This is a genomic window from Serratia entomophila, from assembly GCF_021462285.1.
GTDB lineage: Bacteria > Pseudomonadota > Gammaproteobacteria > Enterobacterales > Enterobacteriaceae > Serratia > Serratia entomophila.
Genome location: NZ_CP082787.1, coordinates 4,538,051 through 4,559,285, shown reverse-complemented (window position 1 = coordinate 4,559,285; position 21,235 = coordinate 4,538,051). Strand labels below are relative to the sequence as shown.

The 21,235-nt window shown below is 57.5% G+C and carries 14 protein-coding genes, 3 tRNA genes, 4 rRNA genes and 1 riboswitch; of the genes, 17 read left to right on the top strand and 4 right to left on the bottom strand.

The features are described 5' to 3' along the window. Nucleotides 1–56: 56 nt before the first annotated feature. Nucleotides 57–181, bottom strand: a riboswitch (TPP riboswitch). A 39-nt stretch (nt 182–220) separates the two neighbouring features. Then, entirely contained in the window at nt 221–724 is a 504-nt protein-coding gene (gene rsd / locus KHA73_RS21850; RefSeq protein ID WP_234586684.1) for a sigma D regulator, read from the bottom strand. A gap of 99 nt (nt 725–823) precedes the next feature. On the opposite strand from rsd, the gene nudC reads away from it, so the two are divergent. The 6 genes from nudC (at nt 824) to KHA73_RS21820 (ending at nt 5,199) form a co-directional block, all read left to right on the top strand. Further along, on the top strand, nt 824–1,591 hold the full coding sequence (nudC, locus tag KHA73_RS21845; protein ID WP_234586682.1) for an NAD(+) diphosphatase: 768 nt from the start codon (nt 824–826) through the stop codon (nt 1,589–1,591). 38 nt (nt 1,592–1,629) lie between these two features. Then, a complete protein-coding gene (hemE, locus tag KHA73_RS21840; protein ID WP_234586680.1) occupies nt 1,630–2,694 on the top strand; it encodes a uroporphyrinogen decarboxylase in 1,065 nt (354 codons plus the stop codon). Between the two features lie 9 nt (nt 2,695–2,703). Next, entirely contained in the window at nt 2,704–3,390 is a 687-nt protein-coding gene (gene nfi / locus KHA73_RS21835) for a deoxyribonuclease V (protein ID WP_234586678.1), read from the top strand. 48 nt (nt 3,391–3,438) lie between these two features. Next, nucleotides 3,439–4,029, top strand: a complete 591-nt coding sequence (locus KHA73_RS21830; protein ID WP_234586677.1) for a YjaG family protein — start codon at nt 3,439–3,441, stop codon at nt 4,027–4,029. A gap of 189 nt (nt 4,030–4,218) precedes the next feature. Beyond that, nucleotides 4,219–4,491, top strand: coding sequence for a nucleoid-associated protein HU-alpha (gene hupA / locus KHA73_RS21825; RefSeq protein WP_004929874.1), 273 nt, complete (start codon nt 4,219–4,221; stop codon nt 4,489–4,491). Between the two features lie 36 nt (nt 4,492–4,527). Further along, nucleotides 4,528–5,199: a DUF1481 domain-containing protein gene (locus KHA73_RS21820; protein WP_234586675.1), complete on the top strand. Its 672-nt coding sequence runs from the start codon at nt 4,528–4,530 to the stop codon at nt 5,197–5,199. Nucleotides 5,200–5,246: 47 nt separating this feature from the next. Here KHA73_RS21820 and purD read toward each other — a convergent pair whose 3' ends face one another. Beyond that, nucleotides 5,247–6,530 (bottom strand): phosphoribosylamine--glycine ligase, encoded by a 1,284-nt coding sequence (gene purD, locus KHA73_RS21815; protein ID WP_234586673.1) that lies wholly within the window; start codon nt 6,528–6,530, stop codon nt 5,247–5,249. Nucleotides 6,531–6,579: 49 nt separating this feature from the next. Further along, the gene (purH, locus tag KHA73_RS21810; RefSeq protein WP_234586672.1) at nt 6,580–8,169 is read right to left on the bottom strand and encodes a bifunctional phosphoribosylaminoimidazolecarboxamide formyltransferase/IMP cyclohydrolase; all 1,590 of its coding nucleotides are present in this window, start codon (nt 8,167–8,169) and stop codon (nt 6,580–6,582) included. A gap of 637 nt (nt 8,170–8,806) precedes the next feature. Here purH and KHA73_RS21805 point away from each other — a divergent pair. From KHA73_RS21805 to aceK, 11 genes are all read left to right on the top strand, one after another. Continuing rightward, a 16S ribosomal RNA gene (locus tag KHA73_RS21805) occupies nt 8,807–10,347 on the top strand. A 75-nt stretch (nt 10,348–10,422) separates the two neighbouring features. After that, nucleotides 10,423–10,499, top strand: a tRNA-Ile gene (locus KHA73_RS21800). A 130-nt stretch (nt 10,500–10,629) separates the two neighbouring features. Next, nucleotides 10,630–10,705 (top strand) — tRNA-Ala (locus KHA73_RS21795). 207 nt (nt 10,706–10,912) lie between these two features. Then, nucleotides 10,913–13,820, top strand: a 23S ribosomal RNA gene (locus tag KHA73_RS21790). A 106-nt stretch (nt 13,821–13,926) separates the two neighbouring features. Continuing rightward, nucleotides 13,927–14,042, top strand: a 5S ribosomal RNA gene (rrf, locus tag KHA73_RS21785). Between the two features lie 13 nt (nt 14,043–14,055). Continuing rightward, a tRNA-Thr gene (locus tag KHA73_RS21780) sits at nt 14,056–14,131 on the top strand. 52 nt (nt 14,132–14,183) lie between these two features. Further along, nucleotides 14,184–14,299: ribosomal RNA gene (gene rrf, locus KHA73_RS21775) — 5S ribosomal RNA — on the top strand. The 16S, 23S and 5S rRNA genes sit together here with 3 tRNA genes alongside, the layout of an rRNA operon. 184 nt (nt 14,300–14,483) lie before the next feature. Further along, nucleotides 14,484–15,413 carry a homoserine O-acetyltransferase MetA gene (gene metA / locus KHA73_RS21770; protein WP_234586670.1) on the top strand — a complete coding sequence of 310 codons (930 nt, stop codon included), beginning with the start codon at nt 14,484–14,486 and terminating at the stop codon, nt 15,411–15,413. A 365-nt stretch (nt 15,414–15,778) separates the two neighbouring features. Then, on the top strand, nt 15,779–17,377 hold the full coding sequence (gene aceB / locus KHA73_RS21765) for a malate synthase A (protein ID WP_234586668.1): 1,599 nt from the start codon (nt 15,779–15,781) through the stop codon (nt 17,375–17,377). 47 nt (nt 17,378–17,424) lie between these two features. After that, the gene (aceA, locus tag KHA73_RS21760) at nt 17,425–18,732 is read left to right on the top strand and encodes an isocitrate lyase (RefSeq protein ID WP_234586667.1); all 1,308 of its coding nucleotides are present in this window, start codon (nt 17,425–17,427) and stop codon (nt 18,730–18,732) included. A gap of 69 nt (nt 18,733–18,801) precedes the next feature. After that, nucleotides 18,802–20,556 carry a bifunctional isocitrate dehydrogenase kinase/phosphatase gene (aceK, locus tag KHA73_RS21755; protein WP_234586665.1) on the top strand — a complete coding sequence of 585 codons (1,755 nt, stop codon included), beginning with the start codon at nt 18,802–18,804 and terminating at the stop codon, nt 20,554–20,556. Nucleotides 20,557–20,562: 6 nt separating this feature from the next. On the opposite strand, the gene KHA73_RS21750 is transcribed toward aceK, so the two are convergent. Further along, nucleotides 20,563–21,207 (bottom strand): bifunctional 4-hydroxy-2-oxoglutarate aldolase/2-dehydro-3-deoxy-phosphogluconate aldolase, encoded by a 645-nt coding sequence (locus KHA73_RS21750; RefSeq protein ID WP_234586663.1) that lies wholly within the window; start codon nt 21,205–21,207, stop codon nt 20,563–20,565. Between the last annotated feature and the right edge of the window lie 28 nt (nt 21,208–21,235).

Below are 21,235 nucleotides of genomic sequence, written 5' to 3'. Positions count from 1 at the left end.
AATGGTGCTGGCCGGTAAAGCGGATCGTCCCTAACCGGGAGGAGTCCTGCCTGTGGCGATAGATTACTCTTGTTCCCTTCGCGGGTATTAACCCGATCAGGTTCCGCGGATCCCGAATTAACGGTCTCAGCCTGGCCAATTTGTTGAACAAATCAGGCGCTAGGCACTCCGACAAGATGCCCCCCAGTATAGGAGGGATAATAAAAAAAACTACAAAATTCTAACGCGCCTGATCCAGCGCCTGGTCCGGCAGGGGCGACTGAGGGGCTTCCGCCGCCAGGTGGATCAGCCGGTCTTCCAGGGTAAAACGTGCGGCCAGGGTTTCGCCGATATCCGACAACGCCTGGTGGAGCTCCAGGCACAGGTCCTGATCGATATCCACTTCGGTATAGCGATCGTGGAACGCCATGATCTGCTCGGTATTGGCCCAGAGCTTGGGGTAGATGTTAACCGACAGCGTCATTTTCGGACTGGAGGAACCTTCCACTTGTTTGATAATTCTGTCATAGATATGGAAATGCCCGGCTGAGAGATAATCCACCAGATTATGGCAAAAGTTCTCCAGCGCTTTTTCATTCAGCGGCGTATGCTTTTCTTTATTCGGTTTGAGGCCCACTAAAGTACAGTAGGCGACCAGCAACTGCTTGCGGGCCTGAAGCCATTGATCGACTAATTCATTACTACCACCAAGGCGTTGAGTCAGGCTTTCCAAACGGTTGAGCATGTTTGACTCCGTCATTAATAAAAAGTAACAGTAAGTTATTAAAATGTAACAAGGCCGATTTGTAGAGTGCCAGTGAAGCTGAGGTTGTGCAACAACGATATGGAACTTGCATTAACGGGTAATGAAAATGGCTGGTGGATAGTCAGCCATGAAAGCAAACTTTGGTTACCGCAAGGTGAACTGCCGTTCGGTTCGGCCGCCTCTTTTTCCCTGCAGGGCAAGATGGCGCGCACTATCGGTGAGTGGGGCGGTGCGCCTGTCTGGCTGGTTCGGCAGGCGATGCCGCACGACATGGGCTCGGTGCGGCAACTGCTCGAACTGGATCGCGGTTTGTTCCAGCTCGCCGGGCGCGGCGTCCAGTTGGCCGATTTCTATCGTTCCCATCGCTATTGCGGCTACTGCGGCCATGAAATGCACCTCAGCCGCAGCGAAAGCGCCTGCCTGTGCGGCCACTGCCGTGAGCGCTACTATCCGCAGATCGCCCCCTGCGTGATCGTCGCCATCCGGCGCGACGACCAGATCCTGCTGGCGCAACACGTTCGCCACCGCGGCGGCATCCACACGGTGCTGGCCGGCTTCGTTGAGGTGGGCGAGACGCTGGAGCAGGCGGCCGCGCGCGAGGTGATGGAAGAGAGCAATATTGAAATCAAGAACCTGCGCTATGTCACCTCCCAGCCCTGGCCGTTCCCGCATTCGCTGATGATGGCCTTTATGGCCGACTACCATCAGGGCGAGCTGCGCCACGATCCCAAGGAGTTGCTCAACGCCGGGTGGTACCGCTATGACCAACTGCCGCTGTTGCCGCCGCCCGGCACCGTGGCGCGCCGGTTGATAGAGGACACCGTGGCGCTGTGCCGGGCAGAATAATGTACAATGGCGGGCAGATTATTAAGGGAGCCCCATAAATGAATGAGTTGAAGAACGATCGTTACCTGCGCGCGCTGCTGCGTCAGCCGGTGGATGTGACCCCCGTATGGATGATGCGCCAGGCCGGTCGTTATTTGCCGGAGTACAAGGCCACCCGCGCCCAGGCCGGCGATTTCATGTCGCTGTGCAAGAACGCGGAACTGGCCTGCGAGGTGACGCTGCAGCCGCTGCGCCGCTATGCGCTGGATGCCGCCATCCTGTTCTCCGACATTCTGACCATTCCAGACGCCATGGGGCTCGGGCTGTATTTCGAAGCCGGCGAAGGCCCGCGTTTCTCTTCCCCTATCGCCAGCCGCGCCGACGTAGACAAGCTGCCGCTGTTCGATCCGGAAGTGGAGCTGGGTTACGTGATGAACGCGGTGCGCACCATCCGCCGCGAGCTGAAGGGCGAAGTGCCGCTGATCGGTTTCTCCGGCAGCCCCTGGACGCTGGCGACCTATATGGTGGAGGGCGGCAGCAGCAAGGCCTTCACCAAGCTGAAGAAGATGATGTATGCCGAACCGGCCACGCTGCACCTGCTGCTCGATAAGCTGGCGGACAGCGTGATCCTGTACCTCAATGCTCAGATCAAGGCCGGCGCGCAGTCGGTGATGGTGTTCGACACCTGGGGCGGGGTGCTGACCGGCCGCGATTACCGCGAGTTCTCGCTGCATTACATGCATAAAATCGTCGACGGCCTGCTGCGTGAAAACGACGGCCGCCGGGTGCCGGTCACCTTGTTCACCAAGGGCGGCGGCCAGTGGCTGGAAGCGATGGCCGCCACCGGCTGCGACGCGCTGGGCCTGGACTGGACCACCGATATCGCCGATGCGCGCCGCCGCGTGGGCGGCACGGTGGCGCTGCAGGGCAATATGGATCCGTCGATGCTCTATGCTTCGCCGGAACGCATCGGCCAGGAAGTGGAAACCATTCTGGCGGGCTTCGGCCACGGCGAAGGCCACGTGTTCAACCTGGGCCATGGCATCCATCAGGACGTGCCGCCGGAACATGCCGGCGCCTTCGTTGAGGCAGTGCACGCGCAGTCGGCGAAATACCACCGTTAAGGAGTGGACGTGATAGAGACTCAAGCCCTGCGCGCCGAACAGCTGCGGCGCGCCTCCGAGGTCATTCGCCACGATGATTTGCCGGTCGATCCGCCGGCGTTCATCGCCGGCGCTGACGTGGGCTTCGAGCAAGAGGGGGCGGTGACGCGCGCCGCCATCGCCATCCTGCGCTATCCCTCGCTGGAGCTGGTGGAGTATCAGATCGCCCGCATCGCCACCACCATGCCCTATATCCCCGGTTTTCTGTCGTTTCGCGAATATCCGGCGCTGCTTGCCGCCTGGCGGCAGCTGGGGCAAAAACCGGATCTGATCTTCGTCGACGGTCATGGCATCTCGCATCCGCGCCGCCTGGGCGTCGCCAGCCATTTTGGCCTGTTGGTCGATGTGCCGACCATCGGCGTGGCCAAGAAGCGCCTGTGCGGCAAGTTTGCGCCGCTCGACGCCGCTGCGGGAGCGCTGGCGCCGCTGGAAGACAAAGGCGAGCAGTTGGGCTGGGTATGGCGCAGCAAGGCGCGCTGCAACCCACTGTTTATCGCCACCGGCCACCGCGTCAGCGCCGATAGCGCGCTGGCCTGGGTGCAACGCTGCATGGCGGGTTATCGCCTGCCGGAACCCACCCGTTGGGCAGACGCCATCGCTTCGCGCCGCCCGGCCTTCCAGCGCTGGCTGCAGCAGCATCCGGAGGTGTCGCAATGAGTGATTTCGGGTACACTGCGGCGCAGATAACGCGTAAGAGAGTAAACAATGCTACGTAACCCGATTCATTTACGTCTGGAAAGGCTCGAGAGCTGGCAACATTTGACCTTTATGGCCAGTTTGTGCGAGCGTATGTATCCGAATTACCAGATGTTCTGCCTGCAAACCGAGTTCGGCGATCCGGCCATTTACCGCCGTATCCTGGATCTGGTGTGGGAGACGCTGGTGGTCAAGGATGCCAAAGTCAACTTCGACAGCCAGCTGGAGAAGTTGGAAGAGGCGATACCGTCGGCAGAAGATTACGATCTTTACGGCGTTTACCCGGCGATCGACGCCTGTATCGCATTAGGGGAACTGATCCATTCGCGGCTCAGCGGGGAGACGCTGGAGCACGCCATCGCCATTAGCGAAACCTCGATTCGCACCGTGGCGATGTTGGAAATGACTCAAGCCGGTCGAGAAATGACCGACGATGAGTTGAAGGTTTTGCCTGCGGTCGAGGAAGAATGGGACATCCAATGGGAAATTTTCCGCCTGTTGGCTGACTGCGAGGAGCGGGATTTAGACCTGATCAAAGGGTTGCGATCCGACCTTCGCGAAGCCGCGGTAAGTAATATCGGGATAAATTTAGCGCAATAAGGCAACAAAACGTGATTTAACGCCTGATTTGTCATGCCTTAAGGCTTCACATCCGCACCCTGTCTGGTCTACATTTGGGGGGCGTAAAAAAAGTGGCTATCGGTGCGTGTATGCAGGAGAGTGCTGTCCATCGGCATATCCGTCGCACTCGATGCTTTGCAAACGATAAACACACTGTAAGGATAACTTATGAACAAGACTCAACTGATTGATGTAATCGCGGACAAGGCTGACCTTTCCAAAGCACAAGCTAAACTGGCTCTGGAATCCACCCTGGCTGCTATTACTGAGTCTCTGAAAGAAGGTGATGCAGTACAATTGGTTGGTTTCGGTACTTTCAAAGTAAACCATCGTAGCGAGCGCACTGGCCGCAACCCACAGACTGGTAAAGAAATCAAAATCGCAGCTGCCAACGTGCCTGCGTTCGTTTCTGGTAAAGCACTGAAAGACGCGGTTAAGTAATACTGCGTGTTGGTGAAGAGATTTAACAGGGGGGCGATGGCGCCCCTTTTGTTTATCCGCCGGGCGCTGGTGGTTGTCGGCATCGCCGTCAGCCTGGGCGCCTGCAGTTTTCACTCCGATATCCCCAGCTTCACCGCCAGCGGCTACGCGGCCGATCAGGGCGTGATTCGCCTGTGGCGAAAAGATGACGAACAGCATCGCGCGCAGGTGCTGATGAGCGTCTACAGCCCCTACCGCGGGCCAGGCACCGTCACCACGCTTTATACCTATCAGGACGGCGCACTGCGCCAGATTAAACGTACCGACGCCGACGGCGATCGCGACTCCATCCAACTGCGCTTTGCCGATGACGGCACGGTGAGCTTTATGCAGCGCCAGCTGGCGACCCGGCGCGAACAGCTGTCCAACGACGAGATAGCGATGTATCAGTACCAGGCGCGGCGCATCCTTGAGGTGAGCGACGCACTGCGTGCAGGCCAGGTGAAGCTGCTGCAGGGCCGTTGGCTGCGAGGTGAAGTGCAAACCTGCGACGGGCAGCGCCTGAAGCCAGGGCTGAGCGCCAACGCCGAAGCCTGGGTGGAGAAACGTGCGCGCAACAGCAGCCAACCGGTGAATATCGCCTGGCTGGACGCGCCGGAAGGGCGTGCGCTGCTGCTGGTGGCCAACGACGACTTCTGCAGCTGGGAACCGAAAGAAAACCAGCTATAAAAAAGGCCCCGCGATGCGGAGCCCTTCATCGTGCAACGGCGTGCAGATTACTTGCCGCGCGCAATGGCGCGATAGCCGATATCCTTACGACAGAAACTGCCCGGCCACTCAATGCCTTCCGCCAGCTGATAAGCGCGCTGCTGCGCTTCCGCTACCGTCGCCCCCAGCGCCGTTACGCAAAGCACGCGGCCACCGCTGGTCACCACCTCATTGCCCTGCATGCGCGTACCGGCATGGAACACTTTGCCGTCGGCGCTTTCCTGCTGCGGCAGGCCCTGAATGATTTCACCGTTGCGGTAGTCGCCCGGATAGCCACCGGCCGCCAGCACTACGCCGAGGGCAGGGCGCTCGTCCCACTCGGAGGTTTTCTCATGCAATTTGCCTTCCGCACCCGCCAGGCACAGCTCTACCAGATCTGAGCGCAGGCGCAGCATGATTGGTTGCGTTTCCGGATCGCCAAAGCGGCAGTTGAACTCAATCACCTTGGGTTGGCCGTCGGCGGAGATCATCAGCCCGGCATACAGGAAGCCGACGTAGGTGTTGCCTTCCGCCGCCATGCCGCGCACCGTTGGCCAGATCACCTGATCCATGGCGCGCTGGTGGATTTCATCCGTGACCACCGGCGCGGGGGAGTAAGCGCCCATGCCGCCGGTGTTCGGGCCGGTGTCGCCGTCGCCGACGCGTTTGTGATCCTGGCTGGTGGCCATCGGCACCACGTTCTCGCCGTCGACCATCACGATAAAGCTGGCTTCTTCGCCGTCGAGGAACTCTTCCACCACGATGCGATGGCCGGCGTCACCGAAAGCGTTGCCGGCCAGCATGTCCTGCACCGCGTCTTCCGCTTCCCGCAGGGTCATGGCGACGATCACCCCTTTACCCGCCGCCAGGCCATCGGCCTTGATGACGATTGGCGCGCCTTTGCTGCGTACGTAGGCCAGCGCCGGTTCAACCTCGGTGAAGTTCTGGTATTCGGCGCTGGGAATGTTGTGGCGCGCCAGGAAGTCTTTGGTGAACGCCTTGGAACCTTCCAACTGGGCGGCAGCCTGCGACGGCCCGAAGATTTTCAGGCCGGCGGCCTGGAAGGCGTCGACTACGCCAATCACCAGCGGCGCTTCCGGCCCGACGATGGTCAGGCCGATATCATGGCTCTGAGCGAAGGCGACCAGCGCCGGGATGTCGGTGGCGGCGATCGCCACGTTTTCCAGATTGGCTTCCAACGCGGTGCCGGCGTTGCCCGGCGCCACGTAGACTTTATCCGCCAGCGGCGACTGGGCGGCTTTCCAGGCCAGCGCATGTTCGCGCCCGCCGTTGCCGATAATCAAAATGTTCATCAGGTGCTCCACGAATAGCGTGCGCGGCAGCGCACGCGACATAAAGGAATTAATGGCGGAAGTGGCGCATGTCGGTGAAGATCATCGCAATGCCGTGCTCGTTGGCGGCGGCGATCACTTCGTCGTCGCGAATCGAACCGCCCGGCTGGATCACGCAGGTGATGCCGACCGCCGCCGCGGCGTCGATGCCGTCGCGGAACGGGAAGAAGGCGTCGGAGGCCATGGCGGAGCCTTTCACTTCCAGGCCTTCGTCCGCGGCTTTGATACCGGCGATTTTGGCTGAGTAAACGCGGCTCATCTGGCCGGCGCCTATGCCGATGGTCATATTGTCACGCGCGTAGACGATGGCGTTGGATTTGACGAACTTGGCCACCTTCCAGCAGAACAGCGCATCGCGCAGCTCCTGGGCACTTGGCTGGCGTTCGGACACCACGCGCAAATCGGCTTCGGTCACCATGCCCAGATCGCGTTCCTGTACCAGCAGGCCGCCGTTGACGCGCTTGAAGTCCAGGCCGGCCACGCGTTGCTGCCACTGGCCGCAGGCCAATACGCGCACGTTCTGTTTGGCCGCCAGCAGCGAGCGGGCTTCCTGGCTGACGCTTGGGGCGATGATCACTTCCACGAACTGGCGGCTGATGATGGCCTGCGCGGTTGCGGCGTCCAGCTCGCGGTTAAAGGCGATGATGCCGCCGAAGGCGGAGGTGGGGTCGGTCTGGTAAGCGCGCTCGTAGGCCGCCAGGATGTCGCCGCCGATCGCCACGCCGCACGGGTTGGCGTGTTTGACGATCACGCAGGCCGGTTCGGCGAACTCTTTCACGCACTCCAGCGCCGCGTCGGTGTCGGCGATGTTGTTGTACGACAGGGCTTTGCCCTGCAGTTGGTCAGCGGTGGCGACCGAGGCTTCCTTTACCTCTTCTTCTATATAGAAGGCGGCTTGCTGGTGGCTGTTCTCACCGTAGCGCATATCCTGCTTCTTGATGTAGTTCAGGTTCAGGGTGCGAGGGAAGCGGCCGGCAGGCTGTTCGGTATCGCCGTGGTAGGCCGGCACCAGCGCGCCGAAGTAGTTGGCGATCATGCTGTCGTAAGCGGCGGTGTGCTCGAAGGCTTTGATCGCCAGGTTGAAACGGGTGGCGTATTGCAGCGAGCCGTCGTTGTTGTCCATCTCGGTGATGATGGCGGCGTAGTCGCTGCTCTTCACCACGATGGCGACGTCTTTATGGTTCTTGGCGGCGGAGCGCACCATGGTGGGGCCGCCGATATCGATGTTTTCGACCGCGTCTTCCAGCGAGCAGTCCGGGCGCGCCACGGTTTGGGCGAACGGATACAGGTTAACTACCACCATATCGATAGGTTTGATGCCGTGCTGGCCCATGATGGCGTCGTCCTGGCCGCGACGGCCGAGAATGCCGCCGTGAACTTTGGGGTGCAGGGTCTTCACTCGTCCGTCCATCATCTCCGGGAAGCCGGTGTAATCGGAGACTTCGGTAACGGGCAGGTCGGCATCGGCCAGCAGGCGGGCGGTGCCGCCGGTGGAGAGCAGTTCAACGCCGCGGCTTAGCAGCGCTTCGGCGAATTCAACGATACCGGTTTTGTCAGACACGCTGAGCAGGGCCCGGCGGATTGGACGAGGTTGTTGCATGGTTTTATCCCTTGGCTTTTGGAGTCGCAATAAAAGAGCGTTACGTGAATTTCCACCCGCTTCTCTTTATAGGGAAAGGTTTTTCTCGCTATAAAGGGGCGATGGGGCACAAATTCAGGTAACGCCCCCATAAAAGGGGGATCGTTTCGTCGCGGGGAATTGTAGCGAAAACGTTTGCGTGGCGCTCGTAAATTTTCCGTGCAAATGCCTTCTGTGGATAACCTTGTGTGCAAGTGGGTATAAGGCGGGGTTTTGCTGTGGAATGCAGCAAACGATCGTTTTTGCCCAAAATACCTGTTGCGGCCTGCGAGGAACTCCCTATAATGCGCCTCCATCGACACGGAACATGTGAACAACTTCACAGAGTATCCGGGGGTCGCAGAGAAAAAATCCTGAAAATTAGGGTTGACTCTGAAAGAGGAAAGCGTAATATACGCCACCTCGAGTTAACAAGCGAAAGCGGCTAACTCACTGCTCTTTAACAATTTATCAGACAATCTGTGTGGGCACTCCACAAGACGATATCCAGTACCTTCGGGTACGAAAAAATATCAAGTCTTGAAGAGTGACTAACTGAAGTAAAATTCATGCAGTAACCTTTGAGCATCGCTTCACGAGTTGAAGCAAATCAAGCTTTTAATTGAAGAGTTTGATCATGGCTCAGATTGAACGCTGGCGGCAGGCCTAACACATGCAAGTCGAGCGGTAGCACGGGAGAGCTTGCTCTCTGGGTGACGAGCGGCGGACGGGTGAGTAATGTCTGGGAAACTGCCTGATGGAGGGGGATAACTACTGGAAACGGTAGCTAATACCGCATAACGTCTTCGGACCAAAGTGGGGGACCTTCGGGCCTCACGCCATCAGATGTGCCCAGATGGGATTAGCTAGTAGGTGGGGTAATGGCTCACCTAGGCGACGATCCCTAGCTGGTCTGAGAGGATGACCAGCCACACTGGAACTGAGACACGGTCCAGACTCCTACGGGAGGCAGCAGTGGGGAATATTGCACAATGGGCGCAAGCCTGATGCAGCCATGCCGCGTGTGTGAAGAAGGCCTTCGGGTTGTAAAGCACTTTCAGCGAGGAGGAAGGGTAGTGTCTTAATACGGCATTACATTGACGTTACTCGCAGAAGAAGCACCGGCTAACTCCGTGCCAGCAGCCGCGGTAATACGGAGGGTGCAAGCGTTAATCGGAATTACTGGGCGTAAAGCGCACGCAGGCGGTTTGTTAAGTCAGATGTGAAATCCCCGCGCTTAACGTGGGAACTGCATTTGAAACTGGCAAGCTAGAGTCTCGTAGAGGGGGTAGAATTCCAGGTGTAGCGGTGAAATGCGTAGAGATCTGGAGGAATACCGGTGGCGAAGGCGGCCCCCTGGACGAAGACTGACGCTCAGGTGCGAAAGCGTGGGGAGCAAACAGGATTAGATACCCTGGTAGTCCACGCTGTAAACGATGTCGATTTGGAGGTTGTGCCCTTGAGGCGTGGCTTCCGGAGCTAACGCGTTAAATCGACCGCCTGGGGAGTACGGCCGCAAGGTTAAAACTCAAATGAATTGACGGGGGCCCGCACAAGCGGTGGAGCATGTGGTTTAATTCGATGCAACGCGAAGAACCTTACCTACTCTTGACATCCAGAGAACTTTCCAGAGATGGATTGGTGCCTTCGGGAACTCTGAGACAGGTGCTGCATGGCTGTCGTCAGCTCGTGTTGTGAAATGTTGGGTTAAGTCCCGCAACGAGCGCAACCCTTATCCTTTGTTGCCAGCGATTCGGTCGGGAACTCAAAGGAGACTGCCGGTGATAAACCGGAGGAAGGTGGGGATGACGTCAAGTCATCATGGCCCTTACGAGTAGGGCTACACACGTGCTACAATGGCGTATACAAAGAGAAGCGAGCTCGCGAGAGTAAGCGGACCTCATAAAGTACGTCGTAGTCCGGATTGGAGTCTGCAACTCGACTCCATGAAGTCGGAATCGCTAGTAATCGTAGATCAGAATGCTACGGTGAATACGTTCCCGGGCCTTGTACACACCGCCCGTCACACCATGGGAGTGGGTTGCAAAAGAAGTAGGTAGCTTAACCTTCGGGAGGGCGCTTACCACTTTGTGATTCATGACTGGGGTGAAGTCGTAACAAGGTAACCGTAGGGGAACCTGCGGTTGGATCACCTCCTTACCTAATGATATTGATTCGCGTGGCGTGCTCACACAGATTGTCTGATGAAAAAGTAACGAGCAGAAATACCTTTATAGGCTTGTAGCTCAGGTGGTTAGAGCGCACCCCTGATAAGGGTGAGGTCGGTGGTTCAAGTCCACTCAGGCCTACCAAATTCTCCCTTATGCTGCGTTATGCGCGCGGTCGTTTACAAAAGTAAACATCCCTTCCGCATGCCTGGCCTAAGAAAGAATTAACTCTTGGTTGAGTTGGTAACCATAAAGGTCTCTGCTGTGACTGTATGGGGCTATAGCTCAGCTGGGAGAGCGCCTGCCTTGCACGCAGGAGGTCAGCGGTTCGATCCCGCTTAGCTCCACCATATAGTCCGGTATTTAACTACTTCAGAGTATATTGGCGACAGTATGCTGCGAAGTATTTTGCTCTTTAACAATCTGGAACAAGCTGAAAATTGAAACATGACGGCTGAAATTTATCCCTCCGTAGAAGTACTGGGGTAAAGAGTAACCTGTCATAGAGTCTCTCAAATGTTTGCAATGCGAACGATGGAAACATCTTCGGGTTGTGAGGTTAAGTGACTAAGCGTACACGGTGGATGCCTAGGCAGTCAGAGGCGATGAAGGGCGTGCTAATCTGCGAAAAGCGTCGGTAAGGTGATATGAACCGTTATAACCGGCGATACCCGAATGGGGAAACCCAGTGCAATTCGTTGCACTATCGTTAAGTGAATACATAGCTTAACGAGGCGAACCGGGGGAACTGAAACATCTAAGTACCCCGAGGAAAAGAAATCAACCGAGATTCCCCCAGTAGCGGCGAGCGAACGGGGAGGAGCCCAGAACCTGAATCAGTTCTTGTGTTAGTGGAAGCGTCTGGAAAGTCGCGCAGTAAAGGGTGATAGCCCCGTACACTAAAATGCATTGACTGTGAGTTCGATGAGTAGGGCGGGACACGTGACATCCTGTCTGAATATGGGGGGACCATCCTCCAAGGCTAAATACTCCTGACTGACCGATAGTGAACCAGTACCGTGAGGGAAAGGCGAAAAGAACCCCGGCGAGGGGAGTGAAATAGAACCTGAAACCGTGTACGTACAAGCAGTGGGAGCACCTTCGTGGTGTGACTGCGTACCTTTTGTATAATGGGTCAGCGACTTATATTTTGTAGCAAGGTTAACCGTATAGGGGAGCCGTAGGGAAACCGAGTCTTAACTGGGCGATTAGTTGCAAGGTATAGACCCGAAACCCGGTGATCTAGCCATGGGCAGGTTGAAGGTTGGGTAACACTAACTGGAGGACCGAACCGACTAATGTTGAAAAATTAGCGGATGACTTGTGGCTGGGGGTGAAAGGCCAATCAAACCGGGAGATAGCTGGTTCTCCCCGAAAGCTATTTAGGTAGCGCCTCGTGAACTCATCTTCGGGGGTAGAGCACTGTTTCGGCTAGGGGGCCATCCCGGCTTACCAAACCGATGCAAACTCCGAATACCGAAGAATGTTATCACGGGAGACACACGGCGGGTGCTAACGTCCGTCGTGAAGAGGGAAACAACCCAGACCGCCAGCTAAGGTCCCAAAGTCATGGTTAAGTGGGAAACGATGTGGGAAGGCATAGACAGCCAGGATGTTGGCTTAGAAGCAGCCATCATTTAAAGAAAGCGTAATAGCTCACTGGTCGAGTCGGCCTGCGCGGAAGATGTAACGGGGCTAAACCATGCACCGAAGCTGCGGCAGCGACGCTTAGGCGTTGTTGGGTAGGGGAGCGTTCTGTAAGCCGTTGAAGGTGGCCTGTGAGGGTTGCTGGAGGTATCAGAAGTGCGAATGCTGACATAAGTAACGATAAAGCGGGTGAAAAGCCCGCTCGCCGGAAGACCAAGGGTTCCTGTCCAACGTTAATCGGGGCAGGGTGAGTCGACCCCTAAGGCGAGGCCGAAAGGCGTAGTCGATGGGAAACAGGTTAATATTCCTGTACTCGGTGTTACTGCGAAGGGGGGACGGAGAAGGCTAGGCTAGCCGGGCGACGGTTGTCCCGGTTTAAGCGTGTAGGGGGAGTGACCCGGTAAATCCGGTTGCTTATCAACCCTGAGGCGTGATGACGATGCACTACGGTGCAGAAGTAGTTGATGCCAAGCTTCCAGGAAAAGCCTCTAAGCATCAGGTAACACAGAATCGTACCCCAAACCGACACAGGTGGTCAGGTAGAGAATACCAAGGCGCTTGAGAGAACTCGGGTGAAGGAACTAGGCAAAATGGTGCCGTAACTTCGGGAGAAGGCACGCTGGCGCGTAGGTGAAGTCCCTTGCGGATGGAGCTGAAGCCAGTCGCAGATACCAGCTGGCTGCAACTGTTTAATAAAAACACAGCACTGTGCAAACACGAAAGTGGACGTATACGGTGTGACGCCTGCCCGGTGCTGGAAGGTTAATTGATGGGGTCAGCCGCAAGGCGAAGCTCTTGATCGAAGCCCCAGTAAACGGCGGCCGTAACTATAACGGTCCTAAGGTAGCGAAATTCCTTGTCGGGTAAGTTCCGACCTGCACGAATGGCGTAATGATGGCCAGGCTGTCTCCACCCGAGACTCAGTGAAATTGAACTCGCTGTGAAGATGCAGTGTACCCGCGGCAAGACGGAAAGACCCCGTGAACCTTTACTATAGCTTGACACTGAACATTGAGCCTTGATGTGTAGGATAGGTGGGAGGCTTTGAAGCGTGGACGCCAGTCTGCGTGGAGCCAACCTTGAAATACCACCCTTTAATGTTTGATGTTCTAACTCGGCCCCGTAATCCGGGGTGAGGACAGTGTCTGGTGGGTAGTTTGACTGGGGCGGTCTCCTCCCAAAGAGTAACGGAGGAGCACGAAGGTTAGCTAATCACGGTCGGACATCGTGAGGTTAGTGCAAAGGCATAAGCTAGCTTGACTGCGAGAGTGACGGCTCGAGCAGGTACGAAAGTAGGTCTTAGTGATCCGGTGGTTCTGAATGGAAGGGCCATCGCTCAACGGATAAAAGGTACTCCGGGGATAACAGGCTGATACCGCCCAAGAGTTCATATCGACGGCGGTGTTTGGCACCTCGATGTCGGCTCATCACATCCTGGGGCTGAAGTAGGTCCCAAGGGTATGGCTGTTCGCCATTTAAAGTGGTACGCGAGCTGGGTTTAGAACGTCGTGAGACAGTTCGGTCCCTATCTGCCGTGGGCGTTGGAAGATTGAGAGGGGTTGCTCCTAGTACGAGAGGACCGGAGTGAACGCACCACTGGTGTTCGGGTTGTCATGCCAATGGCACTGCCCGGTAGCTAAGTGCGGAAAAGATAAGCGCTGAAAGCATCTAAGCGCGAAACTTGCCTCGAGATGAGTCTTCCCTGGGCCTTTAAGGCCCCTGAAGGAACGTTTAAGACTAAGACGTTGATAGGCTGGGTGTGTAAGTGCAGCGATGCATTGAGCTAACCAGTACTAATGATCCGTGAGGCTTAACCTTACAACACCGAAGGTGTTTTAGAGCAGACGATAGATTTTCAGCGAAGTTCTTAGATTGGTTTCAATGGCGACACGAAAGTGAAGCGGTTGGAATGAAACAGAATTTGCCTGGCGGCAATAGCGCGGTGGTCCCACCTGACCCCATGCCGAACTCAGAAGTGAAACGCCGTAGCGCCGATGGTAGTGTGGGGTCTCCCCATGCGAGAGTAGGACACTGCCAGGCATCAAATTAGTGTGCTGATATGGCTCAGTTGGTAGAGCGCACCCTTGGTAAGGGTGAGGTCCCCAGTTCGACTCTGGGTATCAGCACCACTTTATTTAAAGTGGGTTTAGAAGTTCGGCAAAAAAGAATCAAAAGAATTTGCTTGGCGGCAATAGCGCGGTGGTCCCACCTGACCCCATGCCGAACTCAGAAGTGAAACGCCGTAGCGCCGATGGTAGTGTGGGGTCTCCCCATGCGAGAGTAGGACACTGCCAAGCATCAATTAAGGCAAGAGGCCATCCGCGAGGATGGCCTTTTTGCTTTGTGCCTGCCAAAACGCGCGCTCTGGTGCAATGAAACATTTTCACCTTTCCGTTGAAGGCTCGACATCCGGTTAAAAAAACGCTATCTTCGGGCATCTAGAAGTCTAAACATATAAACGGATGTGTGAGGATTTAAGCAATGCCGATTCGTGTGCCTGATGAGTTACCTGCAGTCAGTTTCTTGCGCAATGAGAATGTGTTTGTGATGACATCCTCGCGGGCAAAAAACCAGGAAATCAGGCCGTTGAAAGTGCTGATCCTTAACCTGATGCCAAAGAAGATCGAGACGGAAAACCAGTTTTTGCGTCTGCTTTCCAACTCCCCGCTGCAGATAGATATCCAGCTGCTGCGCATCGACAGCCGCGAGTCGAAGAATACGCCGGCCGAGCACTTGAACAACTTCTACTGCGATTTCGAAGACATCCAGGAGGAAAACTTCGACGGCCTGATCGTCACCGGCGCACCGCTAGGGCTGGTCGATTTCTGCGACGTCGCCTACTGGCCGCAGATTGAACGGGTTATTGACTGGGCAAAGAACCACGTCACCTCCACACTGTTCGTCTGCTGGGCGGTACAGGCGGCACTGAACATCCTGTACGGCATTCCCAAGATGACGCGTGAAGTGAAGCTGTCCGGCGTTTACCAGCACCAGACGCTACAGCAGCATGCATTGCTGACGCGCGGCTTTGATGAAACCTTCCTGGCGCCGCATTCGCGCTATGCGGATTTCCCGACCGAGATTATCCGCCGCTATACCGATCTGGATATTCTGGCCGAATCCGAGCAAACCGGCGCTTACCTGTTCGCCAGCAAAGACAAGCGCCTGGCGTTTGTGACTGGCCACCCGGAGTACGACGCACTGACCCTGGCGGGCGAGTATTGTCGTGATTACGATGCAGGCCTTAACCCCAGCGTACCGCTCAACTACTTCCCCGACGATAACCCCGAACTCACTCCGAAAGCTTCCTGGCGCAGCCATGGCCATCTGCTGTTTTCCAACTGGCTTAACTACTACGTCTACCAGATCACGCCATTCGATCTGCGCCGCATGAACCCGACTCTCGAGTAACCTTGTGCCCCTGCCGGCGGCTGAATCGAGGCCGCCGCGTTGCCGTTTCCCCTGTAAAATCCCGCTTTAATCGCTAAAAATCCTTTTGTAACAATACTTTGGTTTTCATTATTGAATTTTATGGAACCGGTTTCCTTACTGGGTTTTGTTGTTATTTTATTTAACCAATTGATAAATAAGTGTTAATAAAATATTTAATATTAAAATGGAAATGGTTTTTGATTTTTATTTTTAGTTGGGTATTCTAGATCTATCTGGATGAGATCAGACCAGTTGGCAATGATCTCACCCGCCCTGATCCACAGTGATTTCTGATTAAGCTGCGGCGGCAATCGCGGCGCGCAACGATGGGAAGGAGCAAGGTCATGACGCAACAGACAGTAGGCACGGAGTTAACGTTTACGCAGGGTTTTGCCGCTGCAGAGCGACAGGTGTTAACGGATGGCGCGGTCGAATTCCTGGCGGAACTGGTGGGGAAGTTTACGCCACGGCGCAACGAACTCTTGGCCGCGCGCGGCAGCGTGCAGCAAAAGATCGACCAGGGCGCACTGCCTGATTTCATTTCGGAAACGGCTTCCATTCGTGATTCCGAGTGGAAGATCCGCGGCATACCGCAAGACCTGCGCGACCGCCGGGTGGAAATTACCGGCCCGGTAGAACGCAAGATGGTGATCAACGCGCTGAACGCCAATGTGAAGGTGTTTATGGCGGACTTCGAAGACTCTCTGGCGCCAAGCTGGGACAAAGTGATCGAAGGCCAGATCAACCTGCATGATGCGGTCAACGGCACCATCTCCTACACCAATGAAGCCGGCAAGATTTACCAGCTGAAGCCGAACCCGGCGGTCTTGATCGCCCGGGTGCGCGGCCTGCACCTGCCGGAGAAGCACGTGCTGTGGCGGGGCGAAGCCATCCCCGGCGGCCTGTTCGACTTCGCGCTGTACTTCTTCCACAACTACCGTCAATTGCTGGCCAACGGCAGCGGCCCTTACTTCTATCTGCCGAAGACCCAATCCTGGCAGGAGGCAGCCTGGTGGAGTGACGTGTTCAGTTTTACCGAAGATCGTTTCGATCTGCCGCGCGGCACCATCAAGGCCACGGTACTGATCGAAACGCTGCCGGCGGTGTTCCAGATGGACGAGATCCTCTATCACCTGCGCGATCATATCGTCGGGCTGAACTGCGGCCGCTGGGATTATATCTTCAGCTATATCAAGACGCTGAAAAACCACGGCGATCGGGTATTGCCGGATCGCCAGTCGGTGACCATGGAAAAATCTTTCCTCAGCGCCTATTCACGCCTGCTGATCAAGACCTGCCACAAGCGCGGCGCCTTCGCCATGGGCGGCATGGCGGCGTTTATTCCGAGCAAAGACGCTGAGAAAAACGCCTGGGTGCTGAACAAGGTGCGGGCCGACAAAGAGCTGGAGGCCAATAACGGCCACGACGGCACCTGGGTGGCGCATCCGGGGCTGGCGGATACCGTGATGGAGGTGTTCAGCGCCGTGTTGGGCAATCGCCAGAACCAACTGGAAGTGCTGCGCGAAAGCGACGCGCCGATCAGCGCCGCCCAGCTGCTGGAGCCTTGTGATGGCGAACGCACCGAAGCGGGCATGCGCGCCAATATCCGTGTGGCGGTGCAATACATCGAAGCCTGGATCTCCGGTAATGGCTGCGTGCCGATTTATGGCCTGATGGAGGATGCGGCGACGGCGGAAATTTCCCGCACCTCAATCTGGCAGTGGATCCACCACGAGAAAAGCCTGAGCGACGGCCGCCCGGTAACCAAGGCGCTGTTCCGTCAGATGCTGCAAGAAGAGATGTTGGTGGTGCGTGACGAAGTGGGGGAAGCGCGCTTTAACGCCGGCCGGTTCGAAGAGGCTGCGCGCCTGATGGAGCGCATCACCACGCAAGACGAATTAATCGATTTCCTGACTTTACCCGGCTATGAACTGCTGGCTTGAAACCATTCCTGACCATTAACCCTACATTACTGAAAAGGATAAAAATTATGTCTACCTCTCGTACCCAACAGATTCAGCAGCTGGAACAGGAATGGAAATCGGCCCGCTGGGAAGGCATCACCCGCCCTTACAGCGCCGAAGACGTGATCAACCTGCGCGGATCGGTTAACCCGGTTTGCACGCTGGCGCAGAACGGCGCCGCCAAACTGTGGGAATTGCTGAACGGCAAGGCGCGCAAAGGCTACGTCAACTGCCTGGGCGCCCTGACCGGCGGCCAGGCGCTGCAGCAGGCCAAGGCCGGCGTCGAGGCTATCTACCTGTCCGGTTGGCAGGTGGCGGCGGACGCCAACAGCGCGGCCGCGATGTATCCGGATCAGTCGCTGTACCCGGTGGATTCGGTGCCTAAAGTGGTTGAACGCATCAACAACACCTTCCGCCGCGCCGATCAGATCCAGTGGGCCAACAAAATCGAGCCGGGCAGCAAAGGCTATACCGATTTCTTCCTGCCGATCGTCGCCGATGCCGAAGCCGGCTTCGGCGGGGTGCTGAACGCCTTTGAACTGATGAAAGCGATGATTGAAGCCGGCGCCGCCGGAGTGCACTTCGAAGATCAACTGGCGGCGGTGAAGAAATGCGGCCACATGGGCGGCAAGGTGCTGGTGCCGACGCAGGAAGCGATTCAGAAGCTGGTCGCTGCGCGCCTGGCGGCCGACGTGCTCGGCGTGCCGACGCTGGTGATCGCCCGTACCGATGCCGATGCGGCCGACCTGCTGACCTCGGACTGCGATCCGTACGACAGCGCCTTCGTGACCGGCGAACGCACCGCCGAGGGCTTCTTCCGCACCCACGCCGGCGTCGAGCAGGCGATCAGCCGCGGCCTGGCCTATGCCCCTTATGCCGACATGGTGTGGTGCGAAACCTCTACGCCGGATCTGGAGGCCGCCCAACGCTTTGCCGACGCCATCCACGCCAAATTCCCGGGCAAACTGCTGGCGTACAACTGTTCGCCGTCGTTCAACTGGAAGAAGAACCTGGACGACCAGACCATCGCCCGCTTCCAGCAGGCGCTGTCGGATATGGGCTACAAGTACCAGTTCATCACCCTGGCGGGCATTCACAGCATGTGGTTCAACATGTTCGATCTGGCGCACGCCTATGCGCAGGGCGAGGGCATGAAGCACTACGTCGAGAAGGTCCAGCAGCCGGAGTTCGCCGCCGTGGAGCGAGGCTACACCTTCGCCTCGCACCAGCAGGAAGTGGGCACCGGTTACTTCGACAAGGTCACCACCATTATTCAGGGCGGTGCTTCATCGGTCACTGCGCTGACCGGTTCGACGGAAGAACAGCAGTTCTGAGGCGGCAACGCTGACAAGTTCTAACCCGGAGCCTGCGTTTGCAGGCTTCGTTTTCTGGCGGGGGTAAGGATGGCGGCAAAACTGGAGTTATTGATCGCACAGACGATCCTGCAGGGCTTTGATGCGCAGTACGGCCGCTTTCTCGAGGTGACCGCCGGCGCGCAACAGCGCTTCGAGCAAGCGGATTGGCCGGCGGTGCAGCAGGCGATGAAAAAGCGTATTCACCTGTATGACCATCATGTCGGTTTGGTGGTGGAGCAGCTGAAGTGCATTACCGGGCAGCAGGTTTTTGACGCCGATTTCCCCAATCGGGTCAAGGCGGTCTATATCGATCTGCTGCCGGACTACCCGCGTTTCGAGATTGCCGAAAGCTTCTTTAACTCGGTCTACTGCCGCCTGTTCCGCCACCGCGATCTGACGCCGGAGAAGCTGTTTGTGTTCAGCTCGCAGCCGGAGCGGCGTTTTCGCGACATCCCGCGCCCGCTGGCGCGCGATTTCACCGCCAACGGCGACCTGCCGGCCATGCTGCGCAGCCTGCTGACCGATCTGCCTTTGCGCCTGCCGTGGGAAGATCTGGCGCGCGACATCCGTTACATCACCCACGCGCTGCAGCAAAGCTTCACCGCGCAGCAGCTGGCGGGGGCGACTTTCCAGATTGCCAACGAACTGTTCTATCGCAACAAGGCCGCCTGGCTGGTGGGCAAACTGCGGCTGGCGGACGCTGTCTACCCGTTCCTGCTGCCGATCCACCACAGCGATTCGGGCGCGCTGTTTATCGATACCTGTCTGACCAGCAAGGCCGAAGCCAGCATCGTGTTCGGCTTTGCGCGCTCCTATTTTATGGTTTACGCGCCGTTGCCGGCGGCGATGGTCGAATGGCTGCGCGAGATCCTGCCGGGCAAGACCACCGCCGAGCTGTACATGGCGATTGGCTGCCAGAAGCACGGCAAAACCGAATGTTACCGCGAATACCTGACGTTCATGGCCCAGTCGCATGATCAGTTCATCATTGCGCCGGGGGTCAAGGGCATGGTGATGCTGGTGTTTACCCTGCCGTCGTTCGATCGGGTGTTCAAAGTTATCAAGGACGAGTTCGCGCCGCAGAAAGAAGTGACCCAGGCGCAGGTGATGGCTTGCTATCAGCTGGTAAAGGAGCACGATCGCGTCGGCCGCATGGCGGATACCCAGGAATACGAGAACTTTGTGATCGACAAAGTGCGCGTCAGCCCCGAGCTGTTGGCCGAGCTGCAGCGCGAGGTGCCGGGCAAGCTGGAAGATCTCGGTGACCGCATTTTGATCAAGCATCTGTATATGGAGCGGCGCATGACGCCGCTCAACCTGTATCTGGAGCAGGCCAACGAACAGCAGCTGCACGATGCGATCGAAGAGTACGGCAACGCCATCAAGCAGCTGGCGGCGGCCAATATTTTCCCCGGCGACATGCTGTTCAAAAACTTCGGCGTCACGCGCCATGGGCGAGTGGTGTTCTATGATTACGACGAAATTTGCTATATGACCGAGGTGAACTTCCGCGATATTCCGCCGCCGCGCTACCCGGAAGATGAACTGGCCAGCGAGCCTTGGTACAGCATTTCACCGAACGACGTGTTCCCGGAGGAGTTCCGGCATTTCCTGTGCGGCGACCGGCGCATTCGTCAGGTTTTTGAGGAGATGCACAGCGATCTGTTTGAGGCGGACTACTGGCGCGGCCTGCAGCGGCGCATCCGCGAGGGGCATGTGGAAGACGTGTTCGCCTACCGTAAGAAACAGCGGTTCAGCCAGCGCAGCGGGGCGGCATTGCCGGCCACCTCCACCGCGCTGTAACCGGGGTTAACAGGCGGTAGCGCCCGCCACGGCTTCACGCGCCAGTTCGGTGATGCGCGCGTAGTCGCCGCTTGCCAATGCATCCGCCGGCACCAGCCAGGAGCCGCCGATGCACAGCACGCTTTTCAGCGCCAGGTAGCTGCGGTAGTTGTCAGGGGAAATGCCGCCGGTCGGGCAGAAGCGCACCTGCGGGAACGGGCCGCCAATCGCCTGCAGCGCCTTGACGCCGCCGTTGGCCTCCGCCGGGAAGAACTTGAACTCGCGTAGCCCATGGTCCATGCCGAGCATCAGCTCGGAAACGGTGCTGATGCCCGGAATCAAAGGAATTGAACCGGCGGTCGCCGCTTTCAGCAGATCGGCGGTCAATCCTGGGCTGATGGCGAACTGTGCGCCGGCCTCGGTCACTTCCTGCAGCTGCTGCGGGTTGATCACCGTCCCGGCGCCGATGATGGCGTCGGGCACCTGTTTGGCGATGGCGCGAATGGCCTCCAGCGCACAGGCGGTGCGCAGCGTCACTTCCAGCACCCGCACCCCGCCGGCGACCAGCGCCCTGGCCAACGGCACCGCATGTTCCAGCTTGTTGATCACGATAACCGGCACCACGGGGCCCGCGGTCATGATCTGCTCAGCGCTTGTCTTCCAATTGTTCATTATGACGTTCTCCATTTATGGCCGCCGC

Excerpts from the sequence above, each read along its gene's own strand:
- aceK (WP_234586665.1), top strand. The coding sequence starts at position 18,802 with ATGGCGGCAAAACTGGAGTTATTGATCGCACAGACGATCCTGCAGGGC.
- aceB (WP_234586668.1), top strand. The coding sequence starts at position 15,779 with ATGACGCAACAGACAGTAGGCACGGAGTTAACGTTTACGCAGGGTTTT.
- purD (WP_234586673.1), bottom strand. The coding sequence starts at position 6,530 with ATGAACATTTTGATTATCGGCAACGGCGGGCGCGAACATGCGCTGGCC.
- KHA73_RS21820 (WP_234586675.1), top strand. The coding sequence starts at position 4,528 with ATGGCGCCCCTTTTGTTTATCCGCCGGGCGCTGGTGGTTGTCGGCATC.
- metA (WP_234586670.1), top strand. The coding sequence starts at position 14,484 with ATGCCGATTCGTGTGCCTGATGAGTTACCTGCAGTCAGTTTCTTGCGC.
- nudC (WP_234586682.1), top strand. The coding sequence starts at position 824 with ATGGAACTTGCATTAACGGGTAATGAAAATGGCTGGTGGATAGTCAGC.
- rsd (WP_234586684.1), bottom strand. The coding sequence starts at position 724 with ATGCTCAACCGTTTGGAAAGCCTGACTCAACGCCTTGGTGGTAGTAAT.
- KHA73_RS21750 (WP_234586663.1), bottom strand. The coding sequence starts at position 21,207 with ATGAACAATTGGAAGACAAGCGCTGAGCAGATCATGACCGCGGGCCCC.
- purH (WP_234586672.1), bottom strand. The coding sequence starts at position 8,169 with ATGCAACAACCTCGTCCAATCCGCCGGGCCCTGCTCAGCGTGTCTGAC.
- hemE (WP_234586680.1), top strand. The coding sequence starts at position 1,630 with ATGAATGAGTTGAAGAACGATCGTTACCTGCGCGCGCTGCTGCGTCAG.
- hupA (WP_004929874.1), top strand. The coding sequence starts at position 4,219 with ATGAACAAGACTCAACTGATTGATGTAATCGCGGACAAGGCTGACCTT.
- KHA73_RS21830 (WP_234586677.1), top strand. The coding sequence starts at position 3,439 with ATGCTACGTAACCCGATTCATTTACGTCTGGAAAGGCTCGAGAGCTGG.
- aceA (WP_234586667.1), top strand. The coding sequence starts at position 17,425 with ATGTCTACCTCTCGTACCCAACAGATTCAGCAGCTGGAACAGGAATGG.